Annotated in this window: 17 protein-coding genes and 1 tRNA gene; 1 reads left to right on the top strand and 17 read right to left on the bottom strand. The window is 41.9% G+C overall.

All coding sequences use genetic code 11. The features are described from left to right. Nucleotides 1–13: 13 nt before the first annotated feature. The 17 genes from ACIEHO_RS10695 to ACIEHO_RS10615 all read right to left on the bottom strand — a co-directional run bounded on the left by ACIEHO_RS10695 (nt 14) and on the right by ACIEHO_RS10615 (nt 17950). Entirely contained in the window at nt 14–1549 is a 1536-nt protein-coding gene (locus tag ACIEHO_RS10695) for a type IV secretory system conjugative DNA transfer family protein (protein WP_406971595.1), read from the bottom strand. Nucleotides 1550–1598: 49 nt separating this feature from the next. Beyond that, nucleotides 1599–2630 carry a MobB family relaxase gene (gene mobB / locus ACIEHO_RS10690; RefSeq protein WP_406971493.1) on the bottom strand — a complete coding sequence of 344 codons (1032 nt, stop codon included), beginning with the start codon at nt 2628–2630 and terminating at the stop codon, nt 1599–1601. A gap of 11 nt (nt 2631–2641) precedes the next feature. Further along, nucleotides 2642–3043, bottom strand: coding sequence for a BfmA/BtgA family mobilization protein (locus ACIEHO_RS10685; protein WP_406971491.1), 402 nt, complete (start codon nt 3041–3043; stop codon nt 2642–2644). A gap of 479 nt (nt 3044–3522) precedes the next feature. Beyond that, nucleotides 3523–3903 (bottom strand): DUF6876 family protein, encoded by a 381-nt coding sequence (locus tag ACIEHO_RS10680; protein ID WP_406971489.1) that lies wholly within the window; start codon nt 3901–3903, stop codon nt 3523–3525. 95 nt (nt 3904–3998) lie between these two features. Further along, complete coding sequence (locus tag ACIEHO_RS10675; protein ID WP_406971487.1) at nt 3999–4340, bottom strand: single-stranded DNA-binding protein; 342 nt, start codon at nt 4338–4340, stop codon at nt 3999–4001. 802 nt (nt 4341–5142) lie between these two features. Next, nucleotides 5143–6405 carry a type II toxin-antitoxin system HipA family toxin gene (locus ACIEHO_RS10670; RefSeq protein ID WP_406971485.1) on the bottom strand — a complete coding sequence of 421 codons (1263 nt, stop codon included), beginning with the start codon at nt 6403–6405 and terminating at the stop codon, nt 5143–5145. A gap of 2 nt (nt 6406–6407) precedes the next feature. Continuing rightward, entirely contained in the window at nt 6408–6695 is a 288-nt protein-coding gene (locus tag ACIEHO_RS10665) for a helix-turn-helix domain-containing protein (protein WP_406971483.1), read from the bottom strand. Between the two features lie 118 nt (nt 6696–6813). Next, on the bottom strand, nt 6814–8601 hold the full coding sequence (locus ACIEHO_RS10660; RefSeq protein ID WP_406971481.1) for a ParB/RepB/Spo0J family partition protein: 1788 nt from the start codon (nt 8599–8601) through the stop codon (nt 6814–6816). 229 nt (nt 8602–8830) lie between these two features. After that, nucleotides 8831–10093: a site-specific integrase gene (locus ACIEHO_RS10655; protein WP_406971479.1), complete on the bottom strand. Its 1263-nt coding sequence runs from the start codon at nt 10091–10093 to the stop codon at nt 8831–8833. Between the two features lie 231 nt (nt 10094–10324). Continuing rightward, nucleotides 10325–10399 (bottom strand) — tRNA-Val (locus ACIEHO_RS10650). A 64-nt stretch (nt 10400–10463) separates the two neighbouring features. Further along, entirely contained in the window at nt 10464–11681 is a 1218-nt protein-coding gene (locus tag ACIEHO_RS10645; RefSeq protein WP_406971477.1) for a bifunctional folylpolyglutamate synthase/dihydrofolate synthase, read from the bottom strand. A 6-nt stretch (nt 11682–11687) separates the two neighbouring features. After that, entirely contained in the window at nt 11688–12542 is an 855-nt protein-coding gene (locus tag ACIEHO_RS10640; RefSeq protein ID WP_406971593.1) for an energy transducer TonB, read from the bottom strand. Between the two features lie 43 nt (nt 12543–12585). Further along, nucleotides 12586–12978 (bottom strand): ExbD/TolR family protein, encoded by a 393-nt coding sequence (locus ACIEHO_RS10635; RefSeq protein ID WP_406971475.1) that lies wholly within the window; start codon nt 12976–12978, stop codon nt 12586–12588. Between the two features lies 1 nt (nt 12979). Next, a complete protein-coding gene (locus tag ACIEHO_RS10630) occupies nt 12980–13681 on the bottom strand; it encodes a MotA/TolQ/ExbB proton channel family protein (RefSeq protein WP_406971473.1) in 702 nt (233 codons plus the stop codon). A gap of 149 nt (nt 13682–13830) precedes the next feature. Further along, the gene (nhaD, locus tag ACIEHO_RS10625) at nt 13831–15231 is read right to left on the bottom strand and encodes a sodium:proton antiporter NhaD (RefSeq protein ID WP_406971471.1); all 1401 of its coding nucleotides are present in this window, start codon (nt 15229–15231) and stop codon (nt 13831–13833) included. Nucleotides 15232–15242: 11 nt separating this feature from the next. Further along, nucleotides 15243–16469: a Glu/Leu/Phe/Val dehydrogenase dimerization domain-containing protein gene (locus ACIEHO_RS10620; RefSeq protein WP_406971469.1), complete on the bottom strand. Its 1227-nt coding sequence runs from the start codon at nt 16467–16469 to the stop codon at nt 15243–15245. 416 nt (nt 16470–16885) lie between these two features. Next, nucleotides 16886–17950 (bottom strand): anhydro-N-acetylmuramic acid kinase, encoded by a 1065-nt coding sequence (locus ACIEHO_RS10615; protein ID WP_406971467.1) that lies wholly within the window; start codon nt 17948–17950, stop codon nt 16886–16888. Nucleotides 17951–18043: 93 nt separating this feature from the next. On the opposite strand from ACIEHO_RS10615, the gene ACIEHO_RS10610 reads away from it, so the two are divergent. Beyond that, nucleotides 18044–19186, top strand: a complete 1143-nt coding sequence (locus tag ACIEHO_RS10610) for an acyl-CoA dehydrogenase (protein ID WP_406971465.1) — start codon at nt 18044–18046, stop codon at nt 19184–19186. Nucleotides 19187–19215 lie beyond the last annotated feature (29 nt).

Genomic DNA, 19215 nt, shown 5'->3' with positions numbered 1-19215 from the left:
AATATGTGATGGGTTAGGAAAAAATCGACCGGGCCTCATCATATATCCTATCAAAATTGGCCTGTAGGTCGGCACTTGAATATGGCCTTTCACCTTTGGGCAGTTCCCTCTGTATTCTGGCCAGTTTGAACTGTACCTTTTTATCCCTGCCATCTGCATAGGTAATGAACTCGCCCTGCTTTAACCTGAAAAAAACGTCCGCCCGAACCTTCGGTATTTCCTTTTCGCCTGTAGTAACCCGCGTATCAAAATCCAGGTTGTGCCCACGGCTGACACTCTTTGTCGGATCTTTTATTATTTCAAAAAAGCGCTCGTAATACTTGGCGGTATCCGGGTCGTTCACTTTCCCAAAGAACTGATAGGACAGGTTGCCCAAGATCGCACGGCTCGCCTTGTCGCCGTACATCATATCGTTCTGTATCTTGTCCTGCATCACATAGACCGTAGCAATATCATAGCTCCTGAGCGTTGCCGGAATACGGTGCATGTTCAACAACCTAATGGTCGGCGCTTCTTCCATCAAAAGAAAGGACGGTCTTGAATGGCGCACGCTCATCTGTTTGGTGATGGTGTGGATGATGGTGGCAATAACCGGTGCATAGGATGTCTCATATTTGGGATTGTTCACCACGGAAATAACGGCAGGGTTTTCTTCGCTGTTGATATCCAACGGTACTTCATCCTCCGACAACGCCATAAAAATACGTTGCGTACTGATCCGTTTCAGCGCATTGGCCAGGGTGCTTTTAACACCCGCCGTCTGCCTTTCGGAATCCTTTCCGCTGATGAATGCGTCCGCCATGGCCCTCGATGTAGTGTTGGTCTCCAAAAATCCGATCAGGCTGTCCGTGTCCAGCAATTGGTATATGGCTATCAAATGGGACAGGGTACAGTATTGGGGGTAATCCGTCCTCAGTTTCCAGATCAGACCTCCCACAAGTCCCTCGGCGGCATCGTTGAAGAATTTTGTCGTGCCCGTTGAGCCACTTTCCCGTTGTTCCAATAGGTTCTCGATCAGTACCCGGGAAACCTCATTGACGCTTTCCTCACTTTCCAGATAGCGCGGGGCAATGGGGTTGGCTCTATGGATGATGTTTTCAAAGGAAATGACCTTGAACGGCACCTCGCTATCCTTAAAAAGCGGATAGGCCATTTCGGTGAGCTCGAAATCCTTATAATCGTGGATGACACCACAGAACCCATGTTTTTGGAAATGCTCTAGGAAACCATAGACCACGCTTTCGGTCTTTCCGCTCCCGGCGGAACCGATTACCGATGCACCACGCTTGATGTTGTTCAGTTCGAAACGGCCTTTGGTAGTGGCAAAACCCACACGGTATATATCGTTTCCTGTTTTTGATTGGTCAGCCCTGTGCAGGAACACATAGCCCACTGTGTTGATAAGCAATAACGGACAGGCGTAATAGAGCAACGCTAGGGCCATTTCCAACTCCCTTGATAGATAGAACACCAATAGACCGGTCAACAACAGGTTTAGGGCAAATGCATATCTGACCATACCAAAACTGCCGTAAAACAGGGCGCCCATACCGGTTACTGCAAATATGACCTGAATATAATTGTCCATAATCTTGATTTTAGATTCCTATTGAGCTTGATTTCACGGCGATTTCCGCGCCTCGTCGTAACCGCTTGAATATCCGCAATGCCATTTGAGCCTGACTGGTGGGGATACTGGGCAGCATTGGCGCCCCCGACTTGCCGATGATCTTAAAGGCCATGGCCCGCTCGTTGGCCGGCAGGTCCATAAGGGCAGCAAAGTAAAGTTTCGGGTGTTGCACAAAGTTCTTTTTGGCCTTATAGGTCTCGGCATAGTTACGTTTGTAACCGAACGTCCTATCGAACGTCTGCTCCGCACGTTCAAAGAACCGGTCACGGTCGAAGCCCCGCTTCACCACCTTGCCGTGCATCTCCACTTGGGAGGCCCGGTGCTTGCTGCCCGGGGACAGGCTAAAGGTGTTGGAGGCATCCTTTCGGCTAACAATGATATGTACGTGACTTTGGTCGCCCGCCTTTTCCATGCCTTGAACTATGCGCTTGCCATTCTGTTGGTGGGGTGCCTCCCGTTCCAATTTGGCAATCTGGACCCGTTTTTGTCCGACATTGCCCGCCAAGCTACCGTTCTCTATCTGTCGTATCTCAGTCTTGAGCCCGAGTATCTTTGTGGCAAAGGGCTGATTTTCGCCCACCTGTCTGTCCGTGCCCTTGAAGGTCCGCGTGTGCTCGATCTTTGCGAAATACTTGATGTCATCGACCGTTATGGGGCGTCCATTGATCTCACGGTTGAAACTGGCCACGTAGTCCTTCATCAACTCGCGGGTATAGCGCTTAAGGTCCTTGCTGCTGTCCTGAAGCTTCCGCAGTTCATATTTAGAGGGGCTGACCGTTATTGAATAGAACTTGGGCTCTTTCTTTTTGAGCTTGGCGGTGTTGCCGTCAATTTCCCTGACCACTTCCCCAGCCGATATTCTATCGCCGTACTGGTTGAAAAAGTGCTCCATATCTTCTTTGGCCAGGCCATCGTTTTCCTTTTCAAGATAGCCCACAAAGTCGGCCGAACTTTGCGGATAGTCCGTTCCCAATTTCTGGGGCGTGATGGTAATGTACATGGTAGATTGGTTTAAGGTTTATCATTGGTGCTCTTCTTTTCCCTGAACTTGGGCTCTTTCTGTTTATCCCCGGCATATTTCTTTTCTCGAATGAGTGGTTTCTTTTTGGGTTCGTCAACCTCAAATAAAGATTGTAACATGGCGACCGTGGGCTTGGTCTGGGTCTTTTCCACATCGCGCATGATGGCGATGACGGCATTAATTCGTTTCTTGATTTTACTTTCCAACGTCTGCATGTTTGGCCCCAAAGATTCCTTTGGCGAAATGCCGTGCTCCTCGAAAAAATCGACCATCATCAGCAGCCCCATCGATTGGGAACAGGACATCTTTTTGCAGAATACCCTGAACCTCTTGGCCACCGAAGCCTTGATTCCTAGTTTTTCAAATCGTTCTTTTTCATAGCCTTTATCCATTTTTTCTGAAAAATTTTATTGTTTTTATTGGGCTGCCAAGGTTTTTTCTGAAAAATCTTGGCCAAAGGCCCAGACCACAAATCGGCCACCGCCCCAAAACCCTTATTATATAAGCGTTCTAGAGGAACATCAAAAATGTAACACCGCTGCGCGTGTTACCCTCTTGCTTTTCCATTTCGTTCGCCGCAAGGCGAACAAAATTCCAAACAATCCAGTCCAAAGATGGATTGCCTTTTTTCGGAATTCCAAAAATTCCGATATGTTCAAAAATGATGGATACGGCTATCGGCGAAAGTCAAAAATGGGATAGCCATATAATTTTGCATACTGATTTACAGCGATATAAAGATATGCTTTTTTAACCTTTTCACATAGAAAAAGCCCTCATTTAATAAGGGCTTGTTTGTGGTTATTTGGTGTTCTCAAACATTCAACACAAAAGTGCAGACACATAGCTCTGTAAAGTTTCCCATTGGGTATCAATATTCGCTTGGTAACATCAGCGTATCGTTAACAAAGAACAACCGTAGCTCGTCCAATGGAAAATCGGTCACATTATACCCGTGCCTTTCCAGAACATTGTCGTTCCCATCACTGTAGATGATCTCGGCTTCATAGCCCGAGGCTTCCCGCTTGTCCTTCGGTAACCGTTTGAAGTCTATGGTCACCCAACTGCTGCGATCCCTTAGACTTTTGGCGACCACGGAGCTGTCCGTTACCAGCCAAAAACATTCGGCTGCATCGGCGAGGTACTTTATACCGTCCGTAAAACGGGTACGGAGCAAGGGGATTTGGTAAAACACTTCGCTTCCGTTGAAATATTGGAGCCGCTCATTTATAATATTTGCTTTTTTGTCCATCGTTCTAAAATTTTAATTATTGGTTTTTTGATTGTCATTGTAAAGAAAGGGAGCGTTTACCGTGACGGTTACGCCCCCTTTGCCTTTAGGTTCTACTAATCGCCCTTGCTTCCAAGCAAAAGGATTTCATCGCTAACCACTTCGGTCACGTAACGTTGGTCGCCCTCATTGGTGGTATAGGACCTTGTCTTCAGCTTGCCGACCACACCGACTTCCCTGCCCTTTTCGACATACTTTTCGATAATCTCAGCGGTCTTGCCCCAGGCCACTACGTTGTGCCAATTGGTATCCGTCTGCTTCTCGCCCTTACCGTTCTTGTAATGTTCGTTCGTGGCCAATGAAAAACGGGCGACTTTCTTTCCGCTCTCTAGGTTCGTAACCGTTGGCTCTTGCCCAACATTCCCGATCAACTGTACATGGTTTCTAATCGTACTCATAACTAAAAAATTTAAAAGGTTAATAATTTCCCCTGTCCATCCGAAATTCCCTTCTTCACTTCGACTTCGCTCAGTGACCACAAGGGAAACAACTGAATTTTAAGGGGTGCGTTGTATGATTTCTTTCGTGCGCAGCACAATGGATAAAGTGGGTTCTGTCAAGACTTTCAGGAAAAAATCGGGAGTGTCTGCGACGTAGCAAATCCCTTGGGATTTCAAGGAAGTAGAGACCCTATTTTTTTCTGAAACCTGCACGGTCTTGACGGGTTCCACAAGGGCATTAGCAATTCTTTTAAAGCCAGTGGCGACCCGAGCATACGGAAAGTTGAGCGAGGCGAGCGATTGGATTTAATCTAGAATGGGTTATGCCCTGCCCGTTTTTCGATGCTCCGAAAAACAGCAAAAGGCTTTATCCATTATAAACCCCTTAAAATGTGCAGGCCAACGGTTCGGTTTTTAGGGATTTTTGAGCAAGGTCCCAAGAAGGGCTTGCCAAAAATCTCGTCAAGAAAACCGCACCGGTGGCTTTCCGTTGGCAAGCGGACTCCATCCTCTTTTTGGCTAGGGAATGGAGCGTTCCTTCCCAGCATCGCGGGAAGGGTTAGCGCAATGGAGTGGCAAAAACGGGGATGGTGTTCAAGATGTTTTTTAGTGAAGCGCTTTTCCCGAAGTGGATTGGCCATCCGCCTTTTTGCGGGGAGCCGTGGAACGCAGGGGAATGTGCTGAGCGGACAATCAAACCCGGGTTTCCAAACTCAAGTATTGCCCTAATATTTTGTTTAAACTTATTAATTCATTTCCTTTAATTATAAGTTTCAGTATTAAAAGCAGGCTCCATCAATAAGATTTCTTTATTAGCAATTCCAATTCCCTTAGCTATCACCTTCCAATTCTTGACCACAGTAATAACCTCATTGATGATGGCATCCATTTCATCTTCGTTCAACCTAAAAAATTCCCCAACACTCTTCGCCAATTCAAAATCCAGGGCATTATCATCCATATCGATATGGAGTGCCAACCCGTCCTTTTCAATGGATGGGTTCAAGTCATAAGCTGGCGATAGCTTCCAGCCTTTTTCGTTTAGGATGAATCCGTGATTACGCAGGTGATCGTCCGTGTTCGATATGGCGATGTTGAAGACTATCCTACGCCATAGCTGATGTAAATTGGCTTCTACATTGGTTCCGTAATTCTCGATGACGTCAACGATATCTAGGTAACTTGCCGTTTGGGTTTTGAGCGTTTCCTCGTTGTTCCCGGTCATTGTCATCGCCGACGCAAAATGAATTCGTCCATTTACTGAACGGTCAAATCGTTTGGTGAGAAAGGTGTAATAAGGGCCCGAAATCTTTTCAATTTTTGATTCGGCCATTTCTATACCGCAGGCGGTCGCTAATTTATAGGCCAAAAATTCCCAAGCCGCTTTGTCCACCGTATCTGCTTTAGAAGGAAACTTGGCAATCCATAGACTCTTATCCTTTCCCAAAATATTTGCCTTTGGTCGCGCACCGCCCAAAGACGAGCCTGGAGCTATCAGTACAGCCAACCATTGCCTTATTTCATCATTTTGGGTATCGCTTTCCAATTGTTCTACGGCTTCTTGCAAATCGCCAAGGGACGACCAAGGTGGTGTAGGGTTGCGGTCATCATCATCCAAGAACGGACCATCAACATCCTTCTTGAAACGCAATGCTCCCATTCTGCTTACATCATAAACCCCTAGCAAATAATCTATTTCATAAAGTGTTTTAGCCTTCTCTCCACGTTCCCTTGCGTTTTGGGCTTCTCGGCGTTTCATCAGCGTCTTCCCCCAAGTATCGGGCATACTGTCCAAGAATATTCCAAAATTTTCCTTGTCAGTAGGGTATTGTGGCCCAGAGTAGAATGCAATATCTGGATCCAGGTTTTGATAAAGACCCTTTTCCAACCAATTTTTATTATATTCAAAACTGAACGCTTTTTTAGCTTTCGCAAAATGTGCCGACAGCACCCCTACTTGAACCGGACCATTTAGACCAATCCAATCCGCATACACATAAATATCAAATTTCCCCTGTGCCATACCTATAATAAATCCAAATCTTGAAGTTTGCGACCGAATTCATCATCTTGGGCAATTTTTGAAAAATCGCCCTCAAGATTCAACACTTTGAGCACATTGAAATAGATACCTATGGCCACAGTAGGGTCACCCTTTTCAATGCGATGCAGCGTGGCACGGTGTATGCCTGCTCGTTCCGAAACCTGTTCCATGGTCAACTTTCTGCGCTTACGTGCCAGTTTGATATTTTCACCGACACCATCAAATATCTTTTGATATTTTGGAAGTATTATTGCTTTCTTTGAATTCATATTGTCGCTTATTAACGATAAATATAATAATTATGTTGCAAATAAGCGACATTTAAGTGTTTTGAACAAAAAAAGAAAGGCCGGCACGGATGCCGACCTCTCCTACTGACAACAAATGCTAATCACCGTGTTCCTGGATTTTATTTTCTAGGACGGCGATACGCTCCTTCAGGCGTGTCTCTCGCTTGTCGCGTTTTTCGGCATATCCCTTTTCGATAGCCGCCATCTCTTTTCCATAATACCGCTGTGCGGCTTTATAAAACGCTATGTTCGTCAGGTCGTTGGTATGGTTGCTCTCTCCAAAACGCACCTGCTTGGCAATCATGAACCGGATGAGCCTGTGGAACGTTTCCTTTTTGAAGTTTTTCCGGAAGCTCTCGACGGTTTCGGCCTCGGTCATTTCTGCCGTGCCCTTGAACAGATCCGAAAAATATTTCTCCTCGCCCCCATAGCCCACATTGTTTTCGAGGAGCGAAATCGATATGGCCACCATTTCATCCACCGAAAGCGGTTTCTTCATATCCACATAGTCGGTTTCCCTGATCATCTTGGTCACTTCCTCAAACTGCCTGTTGTTTTCTATCTGCTTCTTGCGGTTTTCGCGCAGGTTCATTTTGATGATCTGCTCCTTCGGCGTGCAATCGCCCATTTTCTTTTTATCGAATGGTACGGAACTGGTATTCTGGCCATTTCCGGAAGGCTCGATTACTTTTACAAAGGCCTCCCTTTTCTGGTAGGATTTAGGATGGAAAAGAATACCCTTTGCATATCCGTTCGCTTCTGCCTCACCATAGCTTGCCAATTGCTCTCGATAAGCTTCGAGGGCTTCCTCTAATTTGACTTTTAGCTCTTCCTCGGTATAGTCGTAGAAACGGTGCTCGTGCCTTACCGAACCCATGGTCGGTTCCACGGGTGCTTCAATGGTCTTCACCTCGTCCAGCAAATGGACTTTCAGCCCCTTGTTTTCGAGCAGTGAAACGATGGCCCGGTTGTTTTCGTCATCGAGCCAATATTTCCGTATCTCGGGGATGAACAGCCTGTTCTCTTTTTTGCACCTCTCAATCAGTTTCATAAGGGACATCGACTTTTTGGATTCAAAGCAGGCCGACCTAGTGCATACCATCTTGCCCTCGCCGAACAGGTTGCCCTGATTGGCGGCATTGAACGGGCATTCGGTACAGGCACCCGCTTTTGGTGCCAATGCTTTGTCCGAAACATCGAAGGGCGCATTCTGTAGGTCATAGGTCTGTTCCTCGACCATTCTTTTTACCCTATTGGCGTTGAATTCACCGTCCATGGCCTCCAGCATCATTTGCTGTTCCTCCGGTTCAAAAAGGGCCACGGCCACACCCAAGGATATCGTCATCTCCCCATTACGTACATACTGCTTGAAACCGTCTATCAGTCCGGCCAATTTCAACCGTTGCCGAACAAAATTGTCCGTCCGCCCCAGGCGCTTTGCGATTTCGCCCGGGGAATGCTTTTCATGCAGATAGGCAATGGCCTCCGCTTCTTCGGTAGGCTCCACATCTTTCCGTTGCAGGTTCTCGATGATCTGGACTTCGAGGACATCCCCACTCCCATAATTGCGGACCATGCAGGGAATCGTTTTCTTTCCGGCCAGCTTACTGGCCCGGTAGCGGCGTTCGCCCATGACGATGGTAAAGCCCTTTCCGGATTCCCTGACCGTGATGGGCTGGAGCACGCCATGTTCCTTGATGCTTTGGGAAAGCAGGCCTAGGGACTTTTCATCGAAGGTCTTCCTTGGCTGTCCGGGATCGGGCTCAATTTTGCCCATGGGCAGTTCCTGGATCTGGAGAACTTGGGCTCCTTTGCCGTTCAGTACTTTGTTGGCAGCCGCCTTTCCGCTCCTGCGCTTTCTTGGGGTACTTGCTTTTGTTGTCATAATACTCAAATTTTAGTTAAACAATATTTGAGCAGCGGACCAAACGGAAGATAAAATCTTGGCTCAAAAGGAATCGGAATAAACAAGCGAGGGAGAGGACGCCGGATTTATGCCGAAGTCTTTTGACGGAAGTATTTTACGGGTTTAACTTGCGGGGATATTGTGTGATAAAAACTTCTTATTGAACTTAATTTAGTAGATTTCAAATCGACTATAGCCCCCCATTAAATTAATGTTGAATTGTCTTTTCTAATGGATTCGAACCTAAAATATTGGATTCGAACCTTGATTCCAAACTACTCATATCTTCACTTATCTTTTTATCCAATACCCGTGCATAAATCTGGGTCGTAGACAGATGACTGTGCCCTAAGATTTTGGAAACAGTCTCTATAGGTACTCCATTGCTTAAAGTAACGGTTGTAGCAAAGGTATGCCTGGCCATGTGGAAAGTGAGGTTTTTGTTTATTTCACAGGCATCTGCCACCTCCTTTAAATAACTATTCAATTTTTGATTGGATATTTTAGGGAACAAACTACCTTCTTTTCGTTTGGGGTGGTAGTGATATCTTTTAATAATAGACAAGGCTGGTCCAATCAAAGGAAGCTTAAAAGTATTTTTTGTTTTAAGCCTTTTAGTACTTATCCAATGTTTTCCATCAATACCCATCACGATATTATCCTCTCCAAGATTCATTACATCACAATAAGCAATACCCGTATAGCAACTAAACACAAACAAATCCTTTACAATCCGCAATCGTTCTATAGGAGTGCAATATTCTTGAATACTCTGAAGTTCTTCCAAGGTCAAGTATTCGCGCTCTTTTCTTTCCATTCTAATTCTGAACTTTTGAAATGGATTTTTTTCAAGCCACTCATTATGAACGGCCATCGTTGTCATTTTTCGAAGCCGTTGAATATGCTTCATAGCCCCGTTATTGGACAACTTGCCATGATAATGTGCTGGATGTAATTTTCGCAAAAATGTCTCAAAACCAACAATGAAAGTGTGGTTCAACAAAGACAATTTATAATCATTGCTTTTGTATTGTTTCTTAATATACTTAAGTAAATATTTTTGAGTGGTCTTATAGTGACTAATTGTAGCCTTACTTAAAAGATGGGCACTATGATTGTTATGATACTCAAAGAGCGCAGTTAAGGTCATCTGACCTTCATCTTCTCCTAAATATTTGGACTTGACCATCTGGGGAGTAACATGTGGTGCAGTTGAACGCAGCTCCCTATAACACTGAAAAAGTTCAGATTCGACTTCCTTTAAATAGTTGTTTATTTGTTGAGCTTCATTGGAGCGCCCAGTTACCCTTGAAGCTTTGCTGTCCCATACATCAATTGGAATAGTATATTTCAGGCTTAAGTTCACCCGCTGCGAATCAATAGTTATTCGAGCATAAATTTTTGCAGTGTCATCTTTTCTTCTAGAAGTGCTTATCCAAAAGCTGATGGAAAATGTTGACCGAGTTCTCATAGGTTTTGTGTTAAATTAAACGAAAATCACCTACGAAAGCCAAACCTCAAAACATTGTAATTCAAATAGTTGCAACCTTATTCGGTTAACACTTTTCTAGAAAAAATTTACTAACCGAATTGCAGACCAAAACATATAAAATCAAACCAAATTAAATGAATGCCCTAAAACATTAAAACCTTGCAAATCAATAAGATATGCAAGGTTTTGTTTTCCTTTGAACTATTAAAGTGGGCGCGAAGGGATTCGAACCCCTGACCCCTTGGGTGTAAACCAAGTGCTCTGAACCAACTGAGCTACGCGCCCTTGCTGTTAGCGTGTGCAAATATAAGCTAGTTTTTAATATTGCAAAAACTTTTTTAATAAAATTTCAAATTATTTCGGCTACCACAAATGTGCTGCCACCAACAAAAATAAAATCGTTTTCATTGGCCTGTTTTACTGCTGTTTTATAAGCTTCATTAACTGAATTATAAGCCTTTCCTTTTAAGCCATATTCAAAAAATATGTCTTTTAATTTTTCAGCATCCAAGCCTCTGGGAATATCTGGTTTACAAAAATAGAACGTGGCCTCTTTGGGTAATAAATCTACTATTGAAGATAAATCTTTATCGTTAACCACTCCAAAAACAACATGTAGTTTTTTAAAAGATTCTTCTGCTATCTGTTGCATCACTAGCGTTAAGCCTTCGCGGTTATGACCCGTATCGCAAACCACTTTAGGACTGACCCCTAAAACTTGCCAGCGCCCTAGCAAACCTGAGTTTTTAGCTACATTCAACAAACCCGTCTTTAGGTTTTCTTCAGAAACATGGTATCCTTTTCTTCGTAAAACCTTAATGGTTTCTACTACGGTTTTAATGTTTTTTTGCTGATAACTCCCCACCAAATCTGATTTATACGAATCATGGGATACACTATCTGCAAATACAATTTCAGAGTCGTTTTTCTCCGCTAATTCTTTAAAGACAGGTGTCGTATCATTTTGTGTTTCACCAATAACCAATGGAATATTAGGTTTAATAATACCCGCTTTTTCAAACGCTATTTCCTTAAGTGTAGTTCCTAAAAACTGGGTGTGGTCCAGCCCGATATTGGTAATAACCGAGACCTCAGGTGTGATAATATTAGTAGAATCCAATCGGCCACCCAAACCGACTTCCACAATAGCTATATCGACTTTCTGTTCAGAAAAATATTCGAACGCCATACCGATGGTCATTTCAAAAAATGATAATCGGTTTTCTTCAAAAAACGGTTTGTTCCGCTCAATAAAACCGATAACAAATTCTTCTCTAACCGGCTCTCCGTTAATCCGTATCCGCTCTCTAAAATCTTTTAAATGTGGCGAGGTATATAAACCCACCTTGTAGCCTGCCTCTTGTAAAACCGATGCCAACATATGGCTCGTAGAGCCCTTTCCGTTGGTACCTGCAACATGAACGGATTTAAAATTCCTCTCGGGGAAATTTAAGTGGTTTGAAAGTTTTAGTGTGTTCGATAAATCTTTTTTGAACGCCACGCTACCTTGACGCTGGTACATGGGAAGTTGCGAAAACATCCAGTCCAATGTGTTTTGGTATGTCATTTTTAATTACTGACTTAATTGGAAGTTAACACTCACAAAGCCGATTTGACGCGTAGGCGCTTTGGAATCGGAAGGCCATTTATGGGATAAAGCTATTTTTTTAGCTGGTTCGAGTAAACACTGCGCCGTGTTTGTAGTGCCTTTTACACCAGGAACGGCCTCAATAACATTACCACTCTGGTTAACAATTATTTTCACGATTACCATCCCAGACTCGTTACAATCTTGTTTCAATCTCTTAAACGAAGCCCTTCCCCGACCATTTAATCCATAACCAACACCACCACTCCCTGTGCCTTGTCCACCAAAATAGCTCGGCGCATACGGGTTGCCGTCCAATTGGCCTTTATCTCCAGATTGGCTGTCGTTACCTTCACTGCCCGTTTCTGTACCTTCAGATTTACTTACACCACCTATTAGGGCGTCCAGTTTTTTCTTTTTTTCTTCCTGCTCACGCTTTTCTTTGGCTATTCTTTCCGCTTCTGCCTTTGCCTTGGCCTCTGCAATGGCCTTAGCCTTGGCTTCTGCCTCTTTTTGTTTTTTTATGGCAATTTCTTCGGCGTTATCAGCTGTTAAAACTTCTTCTTTTACTTCTGAAGATTTTGCTGGTTCTGGTTCTGACTTAGAAACATCTGGTTGAGGTGGCTGTTCTATTTTTTTAGACTCTGATTTCACAGGTTTTGTAGGCTGAACATTTCCGCTACCAACTTTGGAATTACCAAAATTAACGGCAACACCATATTCTTCTGGTGGATCCATATACTTTGTTCCAACCACAAACAACAGCAATATGATAATAACCGTAATTAAAGCGGTTAATTTCGCTGAGTTTCTCTCATGTTTGGTTTTAAAGTACTTCATCATTTTAAACTTCTTGAAGTAAAATATTAGGTAACAAGTTTATTTACTTCGGCTTTACTGCCAAAATCACCTTGAATTTGTTTCTATTGGCGATATCCATAACCTTTACTACATTTTCAACGGGTACAGATTTTTCAGCACGCAAAACAATGGTAGGTTTTTCTTCTGAAGAAAGCAAGGCTAACAGTTCGTTTTCCAACACACTTTCACCAACACGTTTTTGGTCTATATAGTAGGTCAAATCTTTTTTAATACTCACCGCTACCGATTTTTTGTTTTCGGTTTTCCCACTGGCCTTTGGCAATAAAATATCGATGGCATTAGTGGTTACCAAAGTAGAAGCTATCATAAAAAAGATAAGGAGCAGAAATACAATATCCGTCATGGACGACATATTGAATTCTGGTGTAACTTTATTTCTTCCTCTAAAATTCATACTATGTTGGTTCGTTTAGATGATCTAAAAACTCTAACGAATTGGCTTCCATTTTATAAACCACTTTATCGGTTTTCACTACCAGATGGTTGTATGCCATATAGGCTACAATACCTACAATTAAACCGGCAACTGTAGTGGTCATGGCGGTATAAAGTCCGCTTGCCAATACGTCCATTTCTATGGTTCCTCCAGCATTAGCCAATTCGAATATGGCTAAAATCATACCAATTACCGTACCAAGGAATCCAATCATTGGAGCAGCACCCGATATGGTTGCCAAAATACTAATGTTTTTTTCCAAACCGTATATTTCCAATCGACCTGCATTTTCAATGGCTGTATTGATATCGGCGAGAGGCTTGCCTATTCTGGAAATCCCCTTGCCAATTAATCGAGAAACGGGTGAATTAACCTGAGCGCAAAGTATTTGGGCCGAATCAATTTTACCATTACTCACATGATCTTTAATTTGATTCATAAAATTGGCATCAACGTTTGATGCTGCTTTTATTGCAAAAATGCGTTCAAAATAAATATAAATGGCACCAACCAGCAATAAAAACAGAACGGCAATTATTACTTGTCCGGCTACACCACCACTACTAATTAATTCAATTATTGAGAGTGTTTTTTCAACAGATTCACCATCTAGAGGCACCTCTACACCTTCTTGTGTGTTTTGTATCAATGTATTAAGCATATATTATTAATTTAATGCAACTGTATAACGCTTGTTTTTTCGCTAAAGTATAATAAAAATTATTTTAAGTATTATTTACATAAACAAAAATGGAAAGATTTGTAAAATACACAAATCTTTCCATTTTAAATATCGTTAAACTGCAGGTTTTAGAACAATGTTCTGGTTACCATAAATGCTGCAGCCCCCACTATAAAGCCAATAAAGGCCAACCAAGCAATCTTTTTCAAGTACCAGAAAAAATCTATTTTTTCCATTCCCATGGCCACAACGCCAGCTGCAGAACCAATAATTAACATACTACCACCTGTACCGGCCGAGTAAGCAATAAAGTGCCATAACTCGTTATCCATGGGCTCATGAAACATACCTAAACTCGCGGCCACCAAAGGCACGTTATCAATAATGGCCGAGCCAACACCAAGTAATAAAACCACTATATCTGAAACGCCTTCATGTCCTCCAGGATGAATCTCTGTACCTAACATCGGCATATTTTCTTGTAATGACGCCGCAAAACCGAATAAAATACCCAACGACTCTAAAGCTGCAACCGCCATTAAAATTCCCAAGAAAAACAAAATACTTGGTAATTCTATTTTTGAAAGAGAATAATGAACAGGGCTGTGGTGTGCGTGCAATTCACTTTCTTCAGCGCCGTATTCGGTCATGCTAAATTTAGAGCTACTATAAATCTCGGCAAAAGTAGCAACTATCCCCAAAGACAACATCATTCCTACATAAGGAGGCAAGTGCGTAGCTGTTTTGAAAATAGGTACAAACACAATAGCGCCCAATCCTAAGTACAACATGGTGGCACTAAAACGAGGTTTCGTTTTGTTATCTGATTCTGGCACCTCTAATTCACCTTTAAAAGCTGGTAAAAACGTAGCTATAAATGTTGGTACAGCCATGCATAAAAATGATGGTACTAATAAATATCCTATCAAATGCCCTGTGGTTACTTTATTACCAATCCAAAGCATGGTGGTTGTAACGTCTCCAATTGGCGACCAAGCACCCCCGGCATTGGCGGCAATTATGATCAAACCGGCGTACCAAATACGCACGTCTCTATCTTTCACAATCTTTTGAAGGATAGAAATTAGTACGATAGTTGCTGTTAGGTTATCTATAATGGCAGATAAAATGAATGCCAAAATTGCAAAAATCCAAAGTATCTTGCCTCTCTTTTTTGTTTTTATAAACCCTTTAATTGTTGAAAAACCGTCGAAATAATCAATAATTTCAACGATGGTCATAGCACCTAAAAGAAACACCAGAATTTCTGAGGTTTTTCCTAAATGATGCAACAGGGTTTCTTCCATGAGATGCATCTTTTCTTCATGGCCCAAAAGACCAAAATTCTCCAATAAAGCGTGCTTACCAGAATCGAACCACTGCGGAAAACTATCAATACCAAAAGCAATTAACGCCCAACAAATGGCCATCATCACCAAAGCTGGTATAAGTTTATCAATTTTAATACTGTGTTCTAGAGTGATGGCTAAATAGCCCATAACAAATACCAAGATAATTGCTGATTCCATATAATTTAGTGTTAGATAATTTGTTTTAATGCAATTTCAAAAGCTGTTGCACTAATTTCTGTTTTTAATTTATTTTTATTATAAATTTTCTGTATCGCTTCCTTAATTCTGTTCGACGTGTCATTAAAAATCGCTTCGTCTGTCATGAGTACTTTGCGCTCCATGAAATAAGCAAAAACCCTTGCCATACCACAATTTGAAATAAAATCTGGAATTAGGCTTACTTTATAGTCGGTATGTTCCATAATAGGTCCGAAGAAAATTTCCTTATCGGCAAAAGGCACATTGGCACCACAAGACACTACTTCTAGTCCGCTATCAATCATTTCGTCTATTTGATGTATGGTTACAAGCCTTGAAGCTGCACAGGGTGCAAAAATCTCGGTTTTTAGAGACCATATTTTTTCATTGATTTCCTCAAAAGGAATTAAATTTTCGGCCACTAAAGTATTACCCTTTTTAGCAAGAAAAAAATGATTTATGTCATTAAATGTAAAACCATCTTCATTAATCAATCCACCAGCGGAATCGATAATCCCAACTACTTTAGCTCCCATTTGTGACAAATAAAAGGCCGCTGCTGCTCCTACATTACCAAAACCTTGCACAACGGTTCGTTTACCTTTTACAGAACCTCCGTAAATATTATAGTACTGTTTTACGGCCTCAGCTACTCCAAAACCTGTAATCATATCAGACACCTTATATTTTCTGGATACATCTGGTGAATACAACGGGTTTTCAATCACTTTTATAACTCCTTGTCGAAGCTGTCCGATTCGATTAATTTTATCGGCTTCTGTAGGCTTGAAATACCCATTAAAGACTCCTTCTTGAGGATGCCAAACACCACTCTCCTCTGTAATTGGTATAACCTCTTGGGCTTCATCTATATTTAAATCGCCACCGGTACCATAATAACTTTTTAGCAATGGCGATACCACGGCGTACCAACGCTCTAAAACACCCTTTTTTCTTGGGTCGTTCGGGTCAAAATTAATACCCGATTTTGCCCCTCCGATGGGCGGACCAGAAACCGTAAATTTTATTTCCATGGTTTTTGCCAAAGACAGTACCTCGTCAAAATCCAAGCCTTTGCGCATCCTTGTTCCACCTCCGGCAGCACCACCACGCAATGAATTTATAACCACCCAGCCCTCTGCTTCTGTTTCGGAATCTTTCCAGTTAAAAACTATTTCGGGCGCTTTGTTTTCGTACCTTTTTAATAATGTTTTCATTCCTATTTTCTAATCAATTGATTGCTCTTTCTGTTTAATTTTTCCTGAAAGTGTATTAAATCTTAGCTACAACTGATTCATTATTATAGAAAATTAAATTTTTTACGGTAACAAATATAAAAAAACTATAAGCCCTTTAAGATTAAATTCGCATATATAAGTACCTTATTTAATGAAGAAGATAGTATAAAAAAATTATTACAGACAAATAAACCAGCGAATTTCACCAAATTAAAAAACGAAAACGATATAAATCAGTAATCCTTGTCCCTGTTCGACATAGAAGCCGCAGGAGGTTTAGCGCCTCTATTTTGATGATATTACTGAAAACGTCTTAATATTGTAATACCCCACCTGCCAAAGTGCTACGGTGCTATAAATGTCTCTTGCGACCACATGCATCCCTTACATAAATATTAAGGAAGAAATACCTCCCCCGAACTGTGATCTTTTGAAGCCCCAGTAACACTTTGAAAACAGTTCACTTCATTACGGAGTTTTAAAACCCCCAAAAAACCAAAGATAAGGGCTTCTTTAAATTCGACGACTTTGTTTTCTGGAATGACTATATTTTGTTCAGAATAGCTTTTAATTCGATTGATTAAATACGTATTGTAGGCACCACCACCCGTTATTAGAATAGTTGCATTATTTTTTGAAGCAATTTGCGAAGATATTTGAATTGCAATATGCTCAACAACAGTTTTCAGTATATCTCTTGTCTCCAATTCAAAATTATCTATTAATGGAAAAACCGTTTTCTTCACCCATTCTAAACCTAAAGATTTTGGCGGTTTTTCTGCATAAAAATCAAGCGCATTAAGTTCGGTTAGAAGCAATGTATTCACCTCTCCTTTTGAAGCAATTTGCCCACCATCATCAAAACCGAAACCCAATTCCCTTACGTAATGGTTCAGAACAATATTTACTGGGCAAATATCATAGGCTATTCTTTCGTTGTTCATTTCGGTTGAAATATTGGCAAAACCTCCCAAATTCAAACAATAATCATATTCAGGAAACAAAAGCTTATCACCTATAGGCACCAAAGGTGCCCCTTGCCCCCCCAACTCAACATCCTGAGCCCTAAAATTGCAAACTACAGTTTCATTTAAAATTTCCGTAATTTTCGGTAGATTTCCGATTTGAAGCGTTAGTTTTTTATCGGGCTGGTGCAACGCCGTATGACCATGGGAGCAGACGGCATCAATGTTTTTGATATTATTTTTTTTGATAAAATCTTTTATTACTTCGGCTAAAAAAACGGTGTAACCCTTATCGATACCACGCAACTCTTCCAATGAAAGCGATACAAGTCCAGCTAACTTTTGTTGCCACTTCTTGTTATATGAAATGGTTTCAGCACGAACTATTTCAAATCGCCATGAATCATCAAAATAAAAATTGGCTTCAACTAAATCGATTCCATCCAAAGAGGTTCCCGACATAACCCCAACCACATGATATTCGTTTTTTTTCATACCAGACAAAAATAACAAAGCCATTAAAAAATTAACAACAAAAAGCTATATTTGTAAATATTTTTTATCAAAAACACAAAATATTTATCAATTATGGATTTTAGCCTTTCAGAAGAACACTTAATGATTAGAGATGCTGCTCGAGATTTTGCTCAAAATGAACTGCTTCCTGGTGTTATTGAACGTGATGAAAAACAACAATTTCCAGACGAGCTAGTCAAAAAAATGGGAGATTTAGGCTTTTTGGGTGTTATGGTCGACCCCAAATACGGCGGAAGTGGCATGGACACCTTATCGTATGTGCTCATTATGGAAGAACTATCTAAGGTTGATGCATCGGCATCGGTAATTGTATCGGTAAATAATTCGTTGGTATGCTACGGCCTCGAAGCTTACGGTAGCGAAGAACAAAAAGAAAAGTACTTAACTAAGTTGGCTACGGGCGAGTTTGTTGGCGCATTTTGTTTAAGCGAACCCGAGGCCGGGAGCGATGCGACATCCCAGCACACCACAGCCATCGACAAAGGCGACCATTACCTTATTAACGGCACCAAAAACTGGATTACCAACGGTGGTCGTGCCGATGTTTATATTGTCATTGCACAAACCGATAGAGATAAAGGCTCGCACGGTATCAATGCTTTTATTATTGAAAAAGGTATGGAAGGTTTTCACGTGGGGCCCAAAGAAGATAAATTAGGCATCCGTGGTAGCGACACCCACACCCTTCAATTTAACGATTTAAAAGTACCCAAATCGCAGCGCATTGGCACTAATGGCTCTGGATTCCGTTTTGCCATGAAAACCCTCTCTGGAGGAAGAATTGGTATTGCCTCACAAGCTTTAGGAATTGCGTCGGGCGCCTACGAACTAGCTCTTAAATATTCTAAGCAACGAAAAGCGTTTGGTACCGAAATTTGCAACCACCAAGCCATTGCCTTTAAGTTGGCCGATATGTATACCGATATTGAAGCCGCTCGTTTGTTGGTAATGAAAGCGGCCTGGGACAAAGACCAAGGCAACAACTACGACAGAAGTAGCGCTATGGCTAAACTTTACGCCTCGCAAGTAGCCATGGACCACACCGTTGAAGCTGTCCAGATACATGGCGGTAATGGTTTTGTAAAAGAATACCATGTGGAGCGTTTAATGCGCGACGCCAAAATCACACAGATTTACGAAGGCACTTCCGAAATTCAAAAAATTGTGATTTCGCGTAGTTTGATAAGAGATTAGTATTAAACAATCCCATAACTTTGCTGAAA

This window comes from Flavisericum labens, from assembly GCF_045446075.1.
GTDB lineage: Bacteria > Bacteroidota > Bacteroidia > Flavobacteriales > Flavobacteriaceae > Flavisericum > Flavisericum labens.
The sequence above is the reverse complement of the archived record's forward strand: the minus strand, read 5'-3'. Positions and strand labels throughout refer to the sequence as shown.